Origin of the sequence: Sedimentibacter sp. LTW-03 (assembly GCF_052059825.1) — a bacterium.
Classification (GTDB): Bacteria; Bacillota; Clostridia; order Tissierellales; family Sedimentibacteraceae; genus Sedimentibacter.
The window spans coordinates 2,507,959-2,524,795 of the sequence record NZ_CP197180.1; the positions used below are offsets into that span (position 1 = coordinate 2,507,959).

Annotated in this window: 15 protein-coding genes; 9 read left to right on the plus strand and 6 right to left on the minus strand. The window is 35.1% G+C overall.

Annotation, left to right across the window (positions count from 1 at the left end; translation table 11 throughout):
- Window positions 1–148: 148 nt before the first annotated feature.
- The 3 genes from dusB to ACS3UD_RS12395 are packed head-to-tail and all read right to left on the minus strand — an operon-like array spanning window position 149 to window position 3,045.
- A complete protein-coding gene (gene dusB, locus ACS3UD_RS12385; protein ID WP_308139321.1) occupies window positions 149–1,138 on the minus strand; it encodes a tRNA dihydrouridine synthase DusB in 990 nt (329 codons plus the stop codon).
- On the minus strand, window positions 1,122–1,925 hold the full coding sequence (locus ACS3UD_RS12390) for a biotin--[acetyl-CoA-carboxylase] ligase (protein WP_308139320.1): 804 nt from the start codon (window positions 1,923–1,925) through the stop codon (window positions 1,122–1,124). The genes dusB and ACS3UD_RS12390 overlap by 17 nt, the downstream gene beginning before the upstream one ends.
- Before the next feature lie 46 nt (window positions 1,926–1,971).
- A complete protein-coding gene (locus tag ACS3UD_RS12395) occupies window positions 1,972–3,045 on the minus strand; it encodes a pyridoxal-phosphate-dependent aminotransferase family protein (protein WP_308139319.1) in 1,074 nt (357 codons plus the stop codon).
- A 241-nt stretch (window positions 3,046–3,286) separates the two neighbouring features.
- Between ACS3UD_RS12395 and ACS3UD_RS12400 the strand changes: the two genes are divergently transcribed.
- The 4 genes from ACS3UD_RS12400 to ACS3UD_RS12415 are packed head-to-tail and all read left to right on the plus strand — an operon-like array spanning window position 3,287 to window position 5,998.
- Window positions 3,287–3,655: a GntR family transcriptional regulator gene (locus ACS3UD_RS12400; RefSeq protein WP_308139318.1), complete on the plus strand. Its 369-nt coding sequence runs from the start codon at window positions 3,287–3,289 to the stop codon at window positions 3,653–3,655.
- Window positions 3,655–4,353, plus strand: a complete 699-nt coding sequence (locus ACS3UD_RS12405; protein ID WP_308139317.1) for an ABC transporter ATP-binding protein — start codon at window positions 3,655–3,657, stop codon at window positions 4,351–4,353. Before ACS3UD_RS12400 ends, ACS3UD_RS12405 begins: the two co-directional genes overlap by 1 nt.
- Window positions 4,346–5,110, plus strand: coding sequence for a hypothetical protein (locus ACS3UD_RS12410; protein WP_213926097.1), 765 nt, complete (start codon window positions 4,346–4,348; stop codon window positions 5,108–5,110). The genes ACS3UD_RS12405 and ACS3UD_RS12410 overlap by 8 nt, the downstream gene beginning before the upstream one ends.
- Window positions 5,111–5,146: 36 nt before the next feature.
- Window positions 5,147–5,998, plus strand: coding sequence for a hypothetical protein (locus ACS3UD_RS12415; RefSeq protein ID WP_308139316.1), 852 nt, complete (start codon window positions 5,147–5,149; stop codon window positions 5,996–5,998).
- A 186-nt stretch (window positions 5,999–6,184) separates the two neighbouring features.
- On the opposite strand, the gene ACS3UD_RS12420 is transcribed toward ACS3UD_RS12415, so the two are convergent.
- From ACS3UD_RS12420 to ACS3UD_RS12430, 3 genes are all read right to left on the minus strand, one after another.
- Window positions 6,185–6,928 carry an ABC transporter permease gene (locus ACS3UD_RS12420; protein WP_308139315.1) on the minus strand — a complete coding sequence of 248 codons (744 nt, stop codon included), beginning with the start codon at window positions 6,926–6,928 and terminating at the stop codon, window positions 6,185–6,187.
- Window positions 6,915–7,649: an ABC transporter ATP-binding protein gene (locus ACS3UD_RS12425; RefSeq protein ID WP_308139314.1), complete on the minus strand. Its 735-nt coding sequence runs from the start codon at window positions 7,647–7,649 to the stop codon at window positions 6,915–6,917. The genes ACS3UD_RS12420 and ACS3UD_RS12425 overlap by 14 nt, the downstream gene beginning before the upstream one ends.
- A 73-nt stretch (window positions 7,650–7,722) precedes the next feature.
- A complete protein-coding gene (locus tag ACS3UD_RS12430) occupies window positions 7,723–8,466 on the minus strand; it encodes a MerR family transcriptional regulator (RefSeq protein ID WP_308139313.1) in 744 nt (247 codons plus the stop codon).
- A 254-nt stretch (window positions 8,467–8,720) separates the two neighbouring features.
- On the opposite strand from ACS3UD_RS12430, the gene glgB reads away from it, so the two are divergent.
- Genes glgB through ACS3UD_RS12455 form a run of 5 tightly spaced genes read left to right on the plus strand, consistent with a single transcriptional unit; the run spans window position 8,721 to window position 16,780 of the window.
- The gene (gene glgB / locus ACS3UD_RS12435; protein WP_308139312.1) at window positions 8,721–10,643 is read left to right on the plus strand and encodes a 1,4-alpha-glucan branching protein GlgB; all 1,923 of its coding nucleotides are present in this window, start codon (window positions 8,721–8,723) and stop codon (window positions 10,641–10,643) included.
- Window positions 10,630–11,784, plus strand: a complete 1,155-nt coding sequence (locus tag ACS3UD_RS12440; protein ID WP_308139311.1) for a glucose-1-phosphate adenylyltransferase — start codon at window positions 10,630–10,632, stop codon at window positions 11,782–11,784. The genes glgB and ACS3UD_RS12440 overlap by 14 nt, the downstream gene beginning before the upstream one ends.
- A gap of 1 nt (window position 11,785) precedes the next feature.
- Entirely contained in the window at window positions 11,786–12,904 is a 1,119-nt protein-coding gene (gene glgD, locus ACS3UD_RS12445) for a glucose-1-phosphate adenylyltransferase subunit GlgD (protein WP_308139310.1), read from the plus strand.
- Window positions 12,905–12,912: 8 nt separating this feature from the next.
- A complete protein-coding gene (locus ACS3UD_RS12450) occupies window positions 12,913–14,340 on the plus strand; it encodes a glycogen synthase (protein WP_308139309.1) in 1,428 nt (475 codons plus the stop codon).
- Between the two features lie 10 nt (window positions 14,341–14,350).
- Window positions 14,351–16,780 (plus strand): glycogen/starch/alpha-glucan phosphorylase, encoded by a 2,430-nt coding sequence (locus ACS3UD_RS12455; RefSeq protein WP_308139308.1) that lies wholly within the window; start codon window positions 14,351–14,353, stop codon window positions 16,778–16,780.
- Window positions 16,781–16,837 lie beyond the last annotated feature (57 nt).

A 16,837-nucleotide genomic window follows, 5' to 3' on the forward strand; every position in this document is an offset into this window, starting at 1 on the left:
ATTTTATCAATTATATTATATAAAGCATGATGTATATCTATTTTATTATAGATTTAATATAATATGATAATTTGATTGGTAATTCTTTCAATTAATTAAAACATTATAATCAAGGAACTTAAAAATGTCAAGATTTTTGTTTACTATTTTAAAACACTTCTATTGCTTTTATATACTCATTCAAAACACCGAGCATATCATCAGCTGTCGTTATTTTATTTATTTTATTTCTAGTCTCGGAGGAATTCTTCATTCCTTTCATATACCATGCAGCAAATTTTCTCATTTCAAGTATTGCAATCTTTTCGTCAAGCTCATCCACAAGCATCAATGCATGCCTTTTTATCATTTGAATTTTATCCTTGACTGTCGGTTCAAAAAAGTCGTCATTTCCGCTAAATATTTTAGCAATATTCATAATAAGCCACGGATTTCCTAGTATACCTCTCGCAACCATTACTCCGTCACAACTGGTGGCTTCAGACATTTTTACAGCATCTTGGGGACTATAGATATCTCCGTTTCCAACTATAGGAATATTTACACTTTCTTTTACTTTTTTTATTACATTATAATCAGCTCTTCCCGTATAAAATTGCTCTCTTGTCCTGCCGTGCACAGCAATCATATCAGCTCCATTATACTCTAATACCTTTGCAAACTCAGGAGCATTTATATTGTTAGAATCCCATCCAGACCTTATTTTAACCGTAACAGGCTTTACGGAAATCTTCTTGATTTTATTTACTATTTCACCTGCCAGTTTCGGAGATCTCATCAGAGCGCTTCCATCACCATTCTTGACTATTTTAGGCGTCGGACATCCCATGTTAATATCTATTATATCTATATCCTTCCTATTATTTATATAATCATTCACAACATAAGCCATTATATCAGGATCGCTTCCAAATATCTGAAGGGAAACCGGGCGGTTTTTTTCATTTATTTTCATAAGCCTTTTAGTTTTAACATCTTTATAGTACAATCCTTTTGCACTTACCATTTCTGTGCACACAAGACCGGCTCCCATTTCTTTGCATATTGTCCTATAAGTGATATCCGTTACTCCTGCCATAGGTGCAAGAACTATATTTGCAGCTAACTCAACACTGCCAATTTTAAGCATTTTGTTCATATGTTATAATTGTCTCTCCCGGATTTAATATTTCTTCATTTCCTTTGTCATTAATAACAATAAGCCAGCCTTTTTCATCAATTCCTCTTGCATAAACTTTTCTTTTTGTTTTCTTTCCTTTTTTTATTATTTCAATATTTTTACCTGTAATAACAGATTTTTTATTAAAAATGTAGGCTGCACTTAATTTTTTCTCTCCACTTGAGAGTCCTCGGCAATATCCCTCTATCTTGTTTAAAATCATCCCTATAAGGGCTTCTCTGTCAATTTCCGCAGAAGTTTCAATCATTAAAGAGGTTGCTTTATCTCTTATTTCTTCATTTAATTCTTCTTTGTTAATATTCGCATTAATGCCCAGTGATATTATAACTCCATCAACTTTATTTTTTTTCCCTATTAGGCCACTGCTTACTGATGAAATCTTGTTCACTCCTACAAAAATATCATTTGGCCATCTTATGCTGCTGTCTATTTTATATAACTCATTTAACGCTTCGCAAATTGACGCGCATGCTAATATGTCGTACTTTGATACAGGATGAACATTTGCCATGGGCTTTAAAATTATGCTTAAATAGATGTTTTTTTCAGGATAGCACATCCATTCTTTTCCCATTCTTACTCGCCATTTCTCCTGATCTTCACATAATACAACAGCTCCGTCTGGACATGTTGCAAATATGCTTTTAGCCTTTGAGTGTGTGGAAGTCAATAAATCGTATTGTATTATGGTTCTTCCAATTGCTTTCGTATTGAGGCAGTCATTAATTTTGTTTAAATCATACATTATATCCCTCATTTCCAGACTATATTACTATAAAGGAATTTTCTCGTCAAGAAATGGATAAAATCTCCTCAATTACTGTGAGTAATTCTTTTAGATCATTCAAATTCAAATCTGCCATGTGTGCGATTCTGAAAGTTTTCTCCTTCAATTCTCCGTAGCCGTTAGATATAGCAAACCCCTTTTTCCCAAGTTCTTCATTAAGGTCCTTAACACTTATTCCCCTGGTGTTTTTGATTGTAGTCAAAGTTACAGAAGCATTTTTTTCTTCAGCAAATAATTCAAAGTTTCGCTTTGCCCACTCTCTTGTGTATTCTGCCATCTCCTGATGACGTTTGAACCTGTTATCCAGACCTTCTTGCATTATACGGTCAAGCTGGTAATCAAGCGCAAACATCAGAGATAAATTTGGAGTTGAAGGATATTGGTAGTCTTTTTTCTTTATTGCATCATACAGGCTCACCAAATCTAAATAGTATCCCCTGTTTTTAACTCCTCTTGCTTTTTCAACAGCTCTTTCAGATAAAGTACATATGGAAAGCCCAGGAGGAAGTCCAAGGGCTTTTTGTGAAGAAGTTATGCAGATGTCTATTTTAAGCTTATCAACTTCAATCTTCACTCCTCCAGCGGAACTTACAGTATCTACACAAAATATTACATCTGGATATTTTCTTACAACATTGCTGATTTCTTCTAATGGATTCATAACTCCCGTTGATGTTTCATTGTGAGTTACCGTTATCAAGTCATACTTTCCAGTTGACAATACTTCGTCAACAATTTCCGGCTCTGTAATTCCGCCGGGCTCTGATTTAAAAAGATCGGCTTCAATTCCATTCGATCTCGCCATTTTATGCCATCTATCTCCAAAAGACCCTATTGAGAAAACTGCAGCTCTGTTTTTAGTACAACATCGAACTGCAGCCTCCATCAATCCACTTCCGGAGGAGGTAGAAAGGAGTATTTCATTTTCTGTATAAAATAATTTTCTTAGTTTATCTGATATATCTCTTTGTAGTTTTGAAGCTTCCTTACTTCTATGTCCTATCATAGGAGTCGCCATTTTATTTAATATCTCCTGCTTTACTTCAACAGGTCCGGGAATAAATAATTTCTTATGCATAAACCCTCCATAATAATTAAAAAATATAATTGTCTCATTTATTATACTTTATTCGATTAGTTATCTGTTCCTTAAAAATAGTTGCTTGAAGTATATACCTTTAATAATTTGGTGTCAAGAATTATTGAATAATCTAATCAATATTGTTACAATTTATTAACACAAAAGTAGTTGACTTAAAATAAGTATTAGTGTACTATTTAACTATGATACTAATATACTATGATTGAGTGGGTGAAGCATGGAATTTAATAATAACATACCGATTTATTTGCAGGTTATGGAAAAAATAAAGCAGGATATAGTTTCAAAAAAACTTAATCTCGGAGATAAAATGCCGTCCTCGAGAGATTTTGCTAATGAGCTTGGTATCAATTTTAATACAGTCGCAAGAGTTTATAAGGAGATGGAAATGGAAGAAATTTTATTTACAAAAAGAGGGGTTGGAACTTTTATTACTGAAAGCCCTGAAAAAATTGACCGTTTGAGATATGAAATGGCTGGAAAGTTGATAAAAGTGTTCACTAGCGGAATGCATCAAATAGGATACACAAAAAAAGATATGATTAAATTTATTGAAGAAGACAATAGTATGGAGGAAAATGTATAATGCAATTGCTAGAGGTAAAAAATCTAAATAAAAAATATAATAGCAAAACAGCTTTGAATAATGTGAGCTTTAATTTGGAGCATGGCAAAATTTACGGGCTTTTGGGCCCAAACGGCAGTGGTAAAACAACATTGATGAAAGTTATTGCCGGTTTGCACAAGCAGTCTTCAGGACAAATTTTATTAAACGGTAATCCGTTGTCCTATAAATCCAAGTCCGAATTATCGTATATGCCAACTGAAAATTTTATTTGTGAATCTTTCAAGGTCAAAGATGCCATAAAATTTTACGCGAACATGTACAAAGATTTTCGAGAGGAATATGCCTTCAATATATTGAGCGAAATTAATGTGGATAAAGAATTTAAAGTTTCCAAGCTATCTTCCGGACTGGTTGGAAAACTAAAGGTTGCCCTGGCATTGTCAAGAGATGTTGATTTGTATATGCTGGATGAGCCTTTGAACGGTGTAGACGTGCTGTCCAGAGACATAATTATGGATTTGATAACAAGAACATACAATGAAAGTAAAACAATAGTGATATCCACTCATTTGGTCAGTGAGATAGAAAAAATACTTGATTCTGTTATATTCATTAAAAATGGCAATATTGAACTATCAGGCGAAGCTGAAGAACTGAGAATATCTAAAGGAATGTCTGTTGAGGGAATATATAAGGAGGTTTTTAAAAATGCTTAACTTAATAAAATATGAATTTATTAAAAAATCTAGGCTTCTGCTGATTACTGCAGTAGCATCATTAGCAGCAAATATACTGTTAATTTTAAACAACGAGTCCGGAAGCATCTTGTTTATTTCTTTGTTTCCAATAGTAGTAGGTATTCTATATACTGTAGATATTTTGAAAATGTATAGTGACGATTTAAACAAAAAATCTGGATATATGCTGTTTATGACTCCAAACAGCGGTTACAAAATAATTGTATCAAAGCTTTTTACAGCTGTAATTGAGGGATTTGCAATATTATTTACGTACTTTATATATATACTGATTAACGGTTCCTACATTATATATAAGTCAGGAAACATGATAAAAATAAATGAAATTATTGTTGTTGTGAATAAACTTATATCGGGAAACTTTGGATTAAACTTAGGTCATATATTTATGTTTTTAATCACGGCTCTGCTTTTCCTAATAAGCTTTTTAACTACTGCCTACACCGCAATGACTATAAGGAAAAGTATATTTTCAGAAATAAAATTTGGAGGAGCACTCAGTTTTTTAATCTTTCTGCTTCTTAACTGGCTGCTTTCAACTATTTCCTCTGAACTGTTTGACCTTTTACCAACATATTACAGTTCATTTGCTTCATACCCAACTGCTTCAGAATTAGTTTATATACTTCTGCCAATTAACATCGTTTCAATCGTACAAATAATTGTATTAACGCTTTGTTCAGGGTATCTTCTTGAACATAAGATAAATTTGTAATACTTGTATAAATAAATTAAATCAAAGGGGTAATTTATGAAAAAAATAATAAGTTTATTATTAGTAGCATTAGCTGTATCATCACTCAGCGGCTGTACATCCATTAATGAAGTGGACGAAGACAAAGTAAAGGATGTGACAAATAAGCTCACAGAAGTGCTTGTTAATACAGTGGGTAATGAAAAAGCTGAGCGCCTGGAATCACACAGTATAAATGCTGCGGGATTAAGCATGTTAAAGGTTACAAACTCTGTTGGAAATATAGATATTACAACAAGTGATTCAGATGAAGCAACCATTGATTTGAATATTACTGCTAAAACAGGATCAACAGAAAAATCAGAACAGCTGGTTTCTGACTTCATCTATTCTATTGAAACGACTTCTGATTCAATTGATATAAATACTTCTTTTAAAGAGATAAAACTTGATGATACCAATATATCTACCGACTTAAAAATTGCTGTTCCCAACAATATCAACAATATAGTTATTTCATCAAATGTCGGCGATATATTCGTCGAAAAAATTAACGGAGAATTTGACATTTCCAACAATGTTGGGAACATCACCATTAAAAATTCAAAAGCTTCCTACAATATCATAACAAATGTAGGTGAAATAGTCGTATCCGAAGCTTCTGCCGATAAAAATTCAGAATTCACTACAAATACAGGCGACATTGATGTTGTATTTAACGACATAACAGGAGCTGAAAGCATAAAAGCAGTGACTGACGTTGGAGACATAAGCTTAAAAGTACCTAAGGATTCCAGCTATGAAGCTGAAATAAGTGAATTCATGGGAAATGAACGAACCGAAAAAAATAAGGATGGCCTCACCAAGATTAAATTAAAAACCGGTGTTGGAGATATCGATTTTAATTAGTACTAAAAAGATGCATTTGTCCCTTCATTTCTTTATGTGGAGAAAACAGGGGCGGCCTCAATCAAAAAACGGTATAGTCTTTGTGGCTATACCGTTTTTTGCTGCATCTGAAGTGTCTGATCTCTGATTTGGTTGCAAGTCTTACTACCGCAGACAGGGCATAAAAAATCCACTCTTCTTAATTCATTATTCCCATTTAAAAAACCGAAGCGACACACCAATGCAAACAGTAGCGAATACCAACATAACTATAACAGGAATGAACACGCTTTCAATTGTAAGCCCTAAAGATGCGGCTTTCAAAATTTTTATGCCCTGTGTCAGAGGTAAAATATCGGCTGCCTTTTGTAGTGCACTCGGCATCACCTCATACGGCACAGTTGCTCCAGAAAAAATAAGCATTGGGAAATATAGCAAACTTGCAATAGCGCTTGCTATTTGAGAGTTTGGGGAAATCCCGCCAACCATCATACCAATGCTGAACATTGACAGCATTACCAACATATAACCGCCAAGAAAAACCAGCAAAGAACCGCCCATTTGAAAACCGAAAAAGATAGCCGAAACAGCATAAAGCAATACCAAAGAAACAACCGAGTAAATCATGTATATCACAACATGCACTGCCAAAATTATCGCAGGGCTGACAGGTGTTACCTTAAAACGCTTCAATATTTTTCTGATTCGGTAATCGGATACCACTAAAGGCAGACCCATTACACCACCTGCACAAATGGCAATAGTAGTTAAGGCTCCAAAAGATTGTTCCAGAAAAGTGTATTCCGCACCATCAAAAGCGGGTTTATTACCATAAATAATACCAAGTATAATCAAAACCACAAGTGGCATACAGATAGCAAAGATGATCATATCCATGCCCCGCAAGGAGAGCTTCAACTCATTTTTAAGCATTGTCCTAAATGTTCTCATAGTCAGTTACCTCATCATCAGAGTACCATAAATAAGCATTTTCAAATTTATCAAAGGGGCTGCCTGCAACAGCTTCTTTCACTGTCCCGTAAAAGGCAGCTTTTCCTTTTTTGAGTATGCAAATGGTATCGCATAACACTTCTACCTCTTCCATAAAATGAGAGGTCAAGAAGATTGTCAATCCTTTTCTTTTGAGGTCAAATAAGATTTTCCATACCTCCCGCCTGGCTTTTGCATCAAGCCCTGTTGTCAGCTCGTCTAAGAAAACAATCTTCGGATTGGGTATAAGAGCCAAAACTATAAATAACTTTTGCCGTTGTCCTCCCGAAAGCTCTTTGACCAAATTTTTTGCATTATCGAAAATACCAAATTGCTTTAACAGCTCTCGATAGTCTGCTGCACTCTTATAAAGTGATTGTGTTACCTCGCACAATTCTGATACCGTCACCTTATCTTGGTAATTTGCTTCTTGAAACTGTACTCCGACATCTTCAAAAATTTGTTTTCGTTGCCGAAGCGGACTCATTCCCAAAATGGAAATTTCCCCTGAATCGGGCTTCTTTGTGCCTAAGATACATTCAATAGTTGTGCTTTTTCCTGCACCATTCGCACCAAGCAGCCCAAAAACCGTTCCTTGCTTTACCGACAAATCCAAATTTTGAATTGCCGCCAGCTTGCCATACGATTTTGAAAGCCGCCTTACACTGATAATTTCATCCATCTTTAATCCTCCTTTTTCTGTTGTCGTCTTACTACCTTATCAGTTCAAAGAAGGTTGGTGTTAAGATGTAGGGTTAAGAAAATCTTCTTTTAATATCCATAAGAATATCCACCATTATTTCCGCATTTTTTGCAGCTATCTGTAAGGATACAATAAGCCTGTCGCAGGCAGAAATGATGTCCGTATCATCTTTGGGCGTATTAAGCACTTGTTTTATGTTCGCCTGCGGGTTGTCCGAAAGTGCATTAAGCATACGCAAAATCGCTTCTAATGAATAATTAGCGCACCGAAGCGTCCTTATTATTTTCAATCGTTTTACATCTTCTCCTGTGTAAAAACGGTATCCGTTTTGCTTACGTTTTATCCGAAGTAAACCATTAAGCTCCCAATTTCGGAGTGTATCCATAGAAATATTTAGATGCTCCGAAACTTCTTTCCGTTTTAAGCAAAGATTATTCGCTGCTGCCTTGCCACCTAAAACCTGCTTTGCTATGTCAATTGCTTCCTCAGCCTTTTTTTGTTCATCGTGTATCTGGCTCAAATACTCACTTGCCAAAATTAGGGCCTTGTCAAAATCCCCACTTGCAGAAACTTTAACTGTTTCCACAATCTTTTTTCTCAGACCGCTCTGAAGAACCTCTGTCTTAAAAGCGATTCTGGCAAGTCTAAGCTGTTCTATATGAAAATCCGTAAACACCCTGTAACCATTAGATTTACGCTCTGCTTTTGGTATCAGGCCCCATTTTTCGTAAAAGCGGACTGTATTCGGGTGTATTCCGATAATCTTTGCAACTTCCGAAGTTTTATATGTATTCATATATCATTACCTCCATCGTACCAATTTTATCACATCTCAAAAGTCTGGTGGTATAATGGAGGGTCTATTTAACAAATTTCTTTTGTATCTGCATGTGTACAAAAAGATTTTTTATTTATATGCCAAAGAGGACATAGGTAATCTGAGCCGAAATTGCATAACAACTTTTTTTACATTATTTTTAGTTTTGTTTTGGTATTATAGTGGTATACTTATAATATATAGTGTCTTAACTAATTTTAGCGGAGAGTATTATGAAAAATACCCATGAACTTCCAATATATCTATTTCATCAGGGCACAAACTACTATTCATATAAGTTTTTAGGCTCACATATTGCAGATAACGGATCCGGCGCCACCTTCAGGGTGTGGGCACCGAAAGCAAAAGCAGTACATGTTGTAGGTGATTTTAACAACTGGCAAAAAGAAGAACGGCACAAAATGAATAAAATTAAAAGCAGCGGTATTTGGGAACTATACATACCCCTCTTAAATTCCGGCAATCTCTACAAGTACCTAATAACAACCAGAGAAGGAATAGAAACATATAAGTCCGACCCATACGCATTCTCATCTCAGACGAAACAGGACACCGCATCTATAGTTTATCCCACAGATAATTACAACTGGAATGATGACAGATGGCAAACATATAAAAAATCAATAAACATATATGAAAAACCTTTAAATATATATGAGCTGAATCTGTCTTCATGGAAACGCAGAGATGACGGAAGTCTTCTTACATGCAAAGAAATTGTCCAGCCTCTTATCAAACATGTTAAAGAACATAACTTCACTCATATTGAATTGATGCCCCTAATGGAGCATCCCTTTGACGGATCCTGGGGATACCAGATATCAGGATACTATGCACCTACAAAACGACTTGGCAACCCTGAGGATTATAAATTTTTAATTGATAAATGTCACCAAAATGGAATAGGCGTCATCCTTGACTGGGTTCCTGCCCATTTCCCCAAGGATGCCCACGGTTTGTACATGTTTGACGGCAGCTGCCTGTATGAATATAACGATGCTTGGATCAGAGAAAACAAAGGTTGGGGAACTCACAAATTCGATTACGGAAAACCGGAAGTTTGCTCTTTTTTAATATCTAATGCAATTTTTTGGATTGAAGAGTATCATATTGACGGCTTAAGAGTAGATGCCGTAAGCTCAATGTTATATCTAAATTACGACAAAAAAGAAGGCGAATGGATTCCAAATAAATATGGAGGAAATGAAAATCTAGAAGCAATAGCTTTTTTAAAAAACCTTAATGAAACGGTTTTAAAACTTCATCCTGACACAATGATGATTGCGGAAGAATCAACTGCATGGCCTATGGTTACAAAACCTCCGTATCTTGGAGGTCTCGGATTCAACTTCAAATGGAATATGGGATGGATGAATGATATTTTAGAATATATGGAAACCGATCCATTTTTCAGGAAATACAAACATAAAAACATTACATTCTCCCTCCATTACGCTTTCAGTGAAAACTTCATCCTTCCACTATCTCATGATGAGGTCGTCCACGGGAAAAAATCAATACTTAATAAAATGCCAGGCTCCTATGAGGAAAAATTTGCAAATGTAAGAGTTCTTCTGGGCTTTATGGCTGCACATCCGGGGAAAGAATTAAATTTTATGGGATATGAAATCGGACAATTTACTGAATGGAATCATAACAAAGAAGTGGAATGGTTTATGAAAAATTATGAATATCACAATAAATTGAACATATATATTAAAGTCTTAAATGAATTTTATCTTAATCATTCCGAGCTATGGGAAATAGATTATTCATGGGACGGCTTTAAATGGATTTCTAATGACGACTACGAACAAAACATCATTGCATTTAAAAGAATTAATAAAAAAGGAAATGAATTGATTGCCGTAATTAATTTTTCACCAGTTGAAAGAAGTGACTACATGGTAGGAGCAGAACATGGAACATATACAGAAATATTTAACAGTAATGCTTCAGAATTCGGAGGAACTGGAACAGGAAACCGCGCTAAAATTACTTCATCTGAAGGCGGTATGCACGGCTTTGATTCACACATTTCCATAAAACTGCCGCCTTTGTCGATAATTTTCTTAAAAAAAGATGAAATATACAATATGAATAAAATGGGAGGTAGAATATATGAAATCATTTAAAAAGGAATGTGTTGTCATGCTTCTGGCAGGTGGACAGGGAAGCAGGCTTGGAACACTTACTCAAAAAATAGCAAAACCATCTGTACCCTTCGGGGGCAAGTATAGAATAATAGATTTTCCCTTGTCCAACTGCGTAAATTCAGGGCTTGATACTATAGGTGTACTGACACAGTATCAGCCTCTTAAATTAAACTCCTACATCGGCGACGGAAAGTCCTGGGATCTTGATAGGATGAACGGAGGTATTCAAATACTTCCTCCTTATCAAAGAGTCGGTGATTCTGAATGGTACTCGGGAACAGCAAATGCTATTTATCAGAACATGAATTTCATAGACCAATATGATCCGGATTTTGTTCTTGTTCTCTCAGGCGATCACATATACAAAATGGACTATTCTCTAATGATAAAGTACCACAAAGAGAAAAATGCGGATTGCACAATTTCAGTTATAGATGTCCCTTTGAATGAAGCATCGCGCTTTGGCATATTAAGCTCAGACGATGACGGAAGAATCACAAACTTTGAGGAAAAACCGAAAAAACCCAAAAGCACAAAAGCTTCCATGGGAATTTACGTGTTTACATGGAATAAACTTAAGCAATACCTTGAATCAGATGATAAAAATCCAGATTCTTCAAAAGATTTCGGAAAAGATGTAATGCCTTTAATGCTTAAATCTGGCGAAAAAATGTACTCTTACGAATTTAAAGGATATTGGAAAGATGTAGGTACAATTGATTCATTATGGCAGGCCAACATGGATTTACTGGGAAATGACGGCTTCAACCTGTCTGGTGACGGGGTTATTTATTCAAGACATGCCGAAAGGCCCCCTCAATACATAAGCGGAAACTCTTCTGTTAAAAATTCAATAGTTTCAGAGGGTGCTGTAATATTTGGTTCTGTAGAAAATTCGGTGATATTTTCAGGTGTAAGAATAGGAGAAGGCGCTAAAATAAAAGATTCTGTTATAATGGCCGACGTTGAAATAAAAGATAACTCAATTATAAACAATTCAATTATAGATGAAGAAGTAATTATCGGACCCAATATAAAGATCGGATATCCAAGGGGTGAAAGCCTTGAAATTACTGTAATACCAAGAGAAAGTATCATAAACAACATGCAGGAGGTCTAGTATGAATACTTTAGGAATAATATTCTCAGATATGCAGGACTGGAACATGACAGAACTTGCTTCGCATCGTTCCGTTGCAGCCATACCTTTCGGAGGAAGGTACAGGCTTATTGATTTTCCTTTATCAAATATGGTCAATTCAGGAATGAATAAAATATGCATTATAACAAAAAGTAATTATCGATCGCTGATGGAACATGTTGGAAGTGGAAAGGACTGGGATCTTTCAAGAAAAAAAGGGGGTATTCTGATATTTCCTCCTTACGCTGTGGGAGAAAACCACGGATTATTTCAAGGCAGACTGGATGCTTTGAAAAGAGTATTGGATTATATATCCTCTTCAAAAGAAAAGTATGTAGTTATGTCTGACTGCGACATGATATACAATATTAACTACAAAGATGTTATACGTTACCATGAAGAAAAGAATTCGGATATAACTGCAATTTACACAACAACTCAAATTGAAAAAAACAGCTCCGTTCATAAAATAATATATGAGTTTGACAAAGATGGAAGAGCTGACGATATACTGGTTTATCCTGTTACAAGCGGTACTCATAATGTTGGTTTAAGCACCTGGGTAATGAACAAGGATTTTCTGGAATCCATAATATATGATGCTATAGCCAGAAATTATAAAGATTTCAGTTATGATGTTCTTGCAAAGAAAGTCCATTCGCTGAGAATCTATGGTTATAAATATAATGGTTATTTTGCTCACATTGATTCACTCCAAAGCTACTACGACCACAGCCTTGGTTTGCTGAAAAAAGAAAATCTGCAGAGCCTGTTTTACTCTAAAACCGGCCCTATTTATACAAAAACCAAGGATTCAGCACCAACAAAGTACATGCAGGGAGCAAATGTCAAAAATTCTTTGATAGCAAGCGGCTGCGTTATTGAGGGAACTGTTGAAAACAGCATTATCTTCCGTGGAGTAAAAATAGGTAAAAACGCTTCAGTCAAAAACTCTATAATAATGCAGCATGGAGTAATAGGGGAAAATGCAAGTCTGGACTCTATTATAACAGATACATACGCTCAAGTTACAAATAACAGAGTTCTACTGGGATATGCCAACTGTCCGTTTTTTATAAAAAAATTCTCGGTTGTATAGGAGGAACTATGAGTAAGATGAAAATTCTATATGCGGCATCCGAAGCCGCCCCATTTATTGCTACAGGAGGTCTTGGAGAAGTTGCAGGTTCACTGCCTAAGGCTTTAAAGAAAAAATATGGTGATTCAATCGATATAAGAATAATTTTGCCGCTGTATCAAGGAATTTGGGACAGGAGTGGATTTGAGTTTGTTGGTAAAACAACAGTCCCCCTTGTATGGAGGCAGCAGTATTGCGGAGTTTTTAAAAAAGAAGTAAACAATATTACATATTATTTTATCGATAATGAATACTACTTTAAAAGAAGTGAATGCTATGGGCACTTTGATGACGGAGAAAGGTTTGCGTTTTTTTCTAAGTCTGTGCTTTTTATACTTCCCATGCTTGATTTTTTCCCTGATCTGATTCATTTAAATGATTGGCAAACATCTCTTATTTCTGTTTATTTAAAAACCATTTACTCAACTTCCGCGGATTACAGGGATATACGTACGGTTTTTACTATACATAACATTGAATATCAGGGAATATATGATATGTCCATTGCAGAGGATGTGTTTGGAATTTATGGCAATGAAAAATCTATTGTTGAATTTAACGGCTCGATAAATCTGCTTAAAGGAGCCATGGAAACCTGCGATATTATAAGCACAGTAAGCGAAAGCTATTCAAAAGAAATATTTGACGATTACTACGCGCACGGACTTGCTTCTATAATAAAAAGAAACAGTTCAAAAGTCAAAGGTATACTAAATGGGATAGATACAGATTATTATAATCCGGAAACAGATACATCGCTTTTTGAAAATTACAATGAAAGTAATATTGAAAATAAATATTCTAATAAAATTAATCTTCAAATTATGGCAAACCTTCCACAAGATAAAGAAATCCCTGTTATAGGAATAATTTCAAGGCTTGTCAAGCACAAGGGATTTGACCTCATAATAAATAGCATAGAAAATTTACTGAAAGAAAAGGTTCAGTTTATAATTTTAGGAAAAGGCGACAGAAGATATGAACTTCGTTTTAAATCGCTTCAGGAAATATATCATGACAAAATAGCTGTTAGGATTGATTTTAATCCGGATCTTGCAAAAAAATTATATGCAGGCTCAGATTTCCTTCTTATGCCTTCAATAAGCGAGCCTTGCGGAATTGCCCAAATGATTGCATCCCGCTACGGCACGGTACCAATCGTAAGAGAAACCGGCGGACTTAAGGATTCCATAAAAGACTGCAGCTTGGGATCAGGAAATGGATTTACATTCTATGAGCAAACTTCTGATGCCTTGGAAAACACCGTAAAAAGAGCACTAAAGGTTTATGAAAACAAAGATGATTTTACAAAACTTGTGAAAACAGTTATGAATATGGATTTCAGCTGGACAAAATCCGCCGAAAAATACTATGATATGTACAAAGACTTAATGTAGGAGCTAAATAATGTTTGAAAATATGAATTCAAAACTCATAAATGTCCTAATAGATGAAGAAATTTCACGCTATTGGAATATAGAACCCAAAAATGCGAATTCAAACCAGGTATACAGAGCCGTTTGTGTTGTTATTAGAGATATTCTTCTCAATAAAAGAAATAAATTTATTAATAGTGCAAACAAAAAAGGGAAAAAACAGGTTTACTATATGTGCATGGAGTTTCTGCTTGGGAAATCTATGAAAAACAGCCTGCATAATTTGCATATTGAAAAAGAAGCTGAAGAAGCCCTTAAAAAGTATAATGTCACCTTACAAGAGCTATATGATATTGAAAAGGACCCCGGTTTAGGTAACGGAGGGCTTGGAAGACTTGCAGCATGTTTTATGGATTCCCTTGCTACTCTGAATTATCCGGCAACGGGTTATTCTATAAAGTATGAATTTGGTCTTTTTAAGCAAAAAATTATTGACGGCTGGCAGACAGAACTTCCGGATGATTGGCTTACTACATCAGATGCCTGGCTTGTCCCTAAGACAGAAGAGCGTGTCACGGTTAAATTTGACGGAACCGTACAAGAAGTATGGACTGAAAATGGACTGAAAATTAATTACTTGTATCCTACTGAAATTGAAGCAATCCCTTATGATATGTTCATTTCCGGATCTGACAGTGAAGGAGTCAGTCTGTTGAGATTATGGGAATCACGAAGCCTTAATTCAATTGATATGAATCTGTTTTCCCAGGGAGATTATATACGGGCGTTGTCAGAGGATTCAATGGCAGAAGCAATATCCAAGGTTTTGTATCCTTCAGATAATCATAGTGAAGGCAAAATTTTAAGGCTTAAACAACAATATTTCCTTGTTTCTGCATCAGCTCAAGATATTGTCAGAAATCACTTCAGCAAATATTCGAACTTTGATAATTTCAGCGAAAAATGTGCAATTCACATTAATGATACACACCCTGCTCTCATAATACCGGAGCTCATGCGTATTTTTATGGATGAATATAATTATTCATGGGAAAAATCTTGGGATATTGTAACAAATACAGTTTCATACACCAATCATACAGTTCTTACGGAAGCCCTTGAAACATTTGATGTGAATATTGTAAAAGCAAAGCTTCCCAGAATCCATATGATTATTGCCGAGATAAACAAAAGGTTTCTTGATGAAGCAAAGAGAAAATACAACGGAGACTGGAACAGAGCTGTTCAAATGTCAATTTTCAGCTATGACAGAATTAACATGGCCAACCTATGCATAGTGGGAAGTCATACAGTAAACGGCGTTGCAAGCCTTCATACTGAAATACTTAAGCGTACGGTTTTCAAAAATTTTTATGATTACAGTCCAAATAAATTTATGAGTATAACAAACGGAATAGCACATAGAAGATGGCTGAATCAGGCAAACCCGCAGCTTAAGAAGCTTCTTGATAACTTAATAGGCCCCGGTTATTCGTTTCACGCTGAAAATTTATACGACTTGAAAAAATACTACGAAGACGATTCTGTTCTAGAAAAATTAGATAATATCAAATACAACAATAAGAAAAGACTTGCTGAATATGTAATGAAAAATGAACATATTGCGCTCAATATTGATTCAATATTTGATATACAAGCCAAAAGGCTTCATGAATACAAGAGGCAGCTTTTAAATGCACTTCGGATTATAAGCCTTATAATAGATATAAATGACGGCAATACTGAAGGCATAGTTCCGGAAACATTTATATTTGCTGCAAAAGCTGCGCCAGGCTACTTTAGAGCAAAAGAAACAATAAAACTCATATATGCCCTTAGCGAATATATAAATAAAAACACCTTTATAAAAAAATATATAGATGTTGTATTTTTAGAAAACTATTCAGTATCTCTTGCTGAACTTATCATTCCTGCCGGTGAGTTAAGTGAACAAATTTCTCTCGCCGGTAAAGAAGCAAGCGGCACAGGCAATATGAAGTTCATGCTAAACGGCGCTGTTACAATAGGCACATACGACGGAGCAAATGTTGAAATAATAAATCAAGTAGGAGAAGAGAACTTTTTCTTGTTCGGAATGAGAGATTATGAGGTTGAGAATCTTTGGAAAAAAGGCTACTCTTCAATTGTATATTATCAAAAGAACATTAAACTTAGAAAAATAATTGATTTTCTAAACAAAGGTATTTCCGGTAAATCGTTCGAATCCATAAGCAAATATCTCATAGGCGGACCACAGGTAGGCGATCCGTACATGTGCTTTGCTGACTATGACAGCTATATGGATGTTCATAAAAAAGCATCCCTTTTGTATTTCAACGACAAAAGGAAATGGAATCAAATGTCTCTGATGAATATTGCCTGCGCTGGTGTATTTTCCTCTGACAGATCAATAAAAGAATATGCAGATAAAATCTGGAATCTTAAAACCATTAATGATTAATATTAATAACATATAAACAAAGGATGCCTGACAATTGCATCCTTTGTTTACAAGATA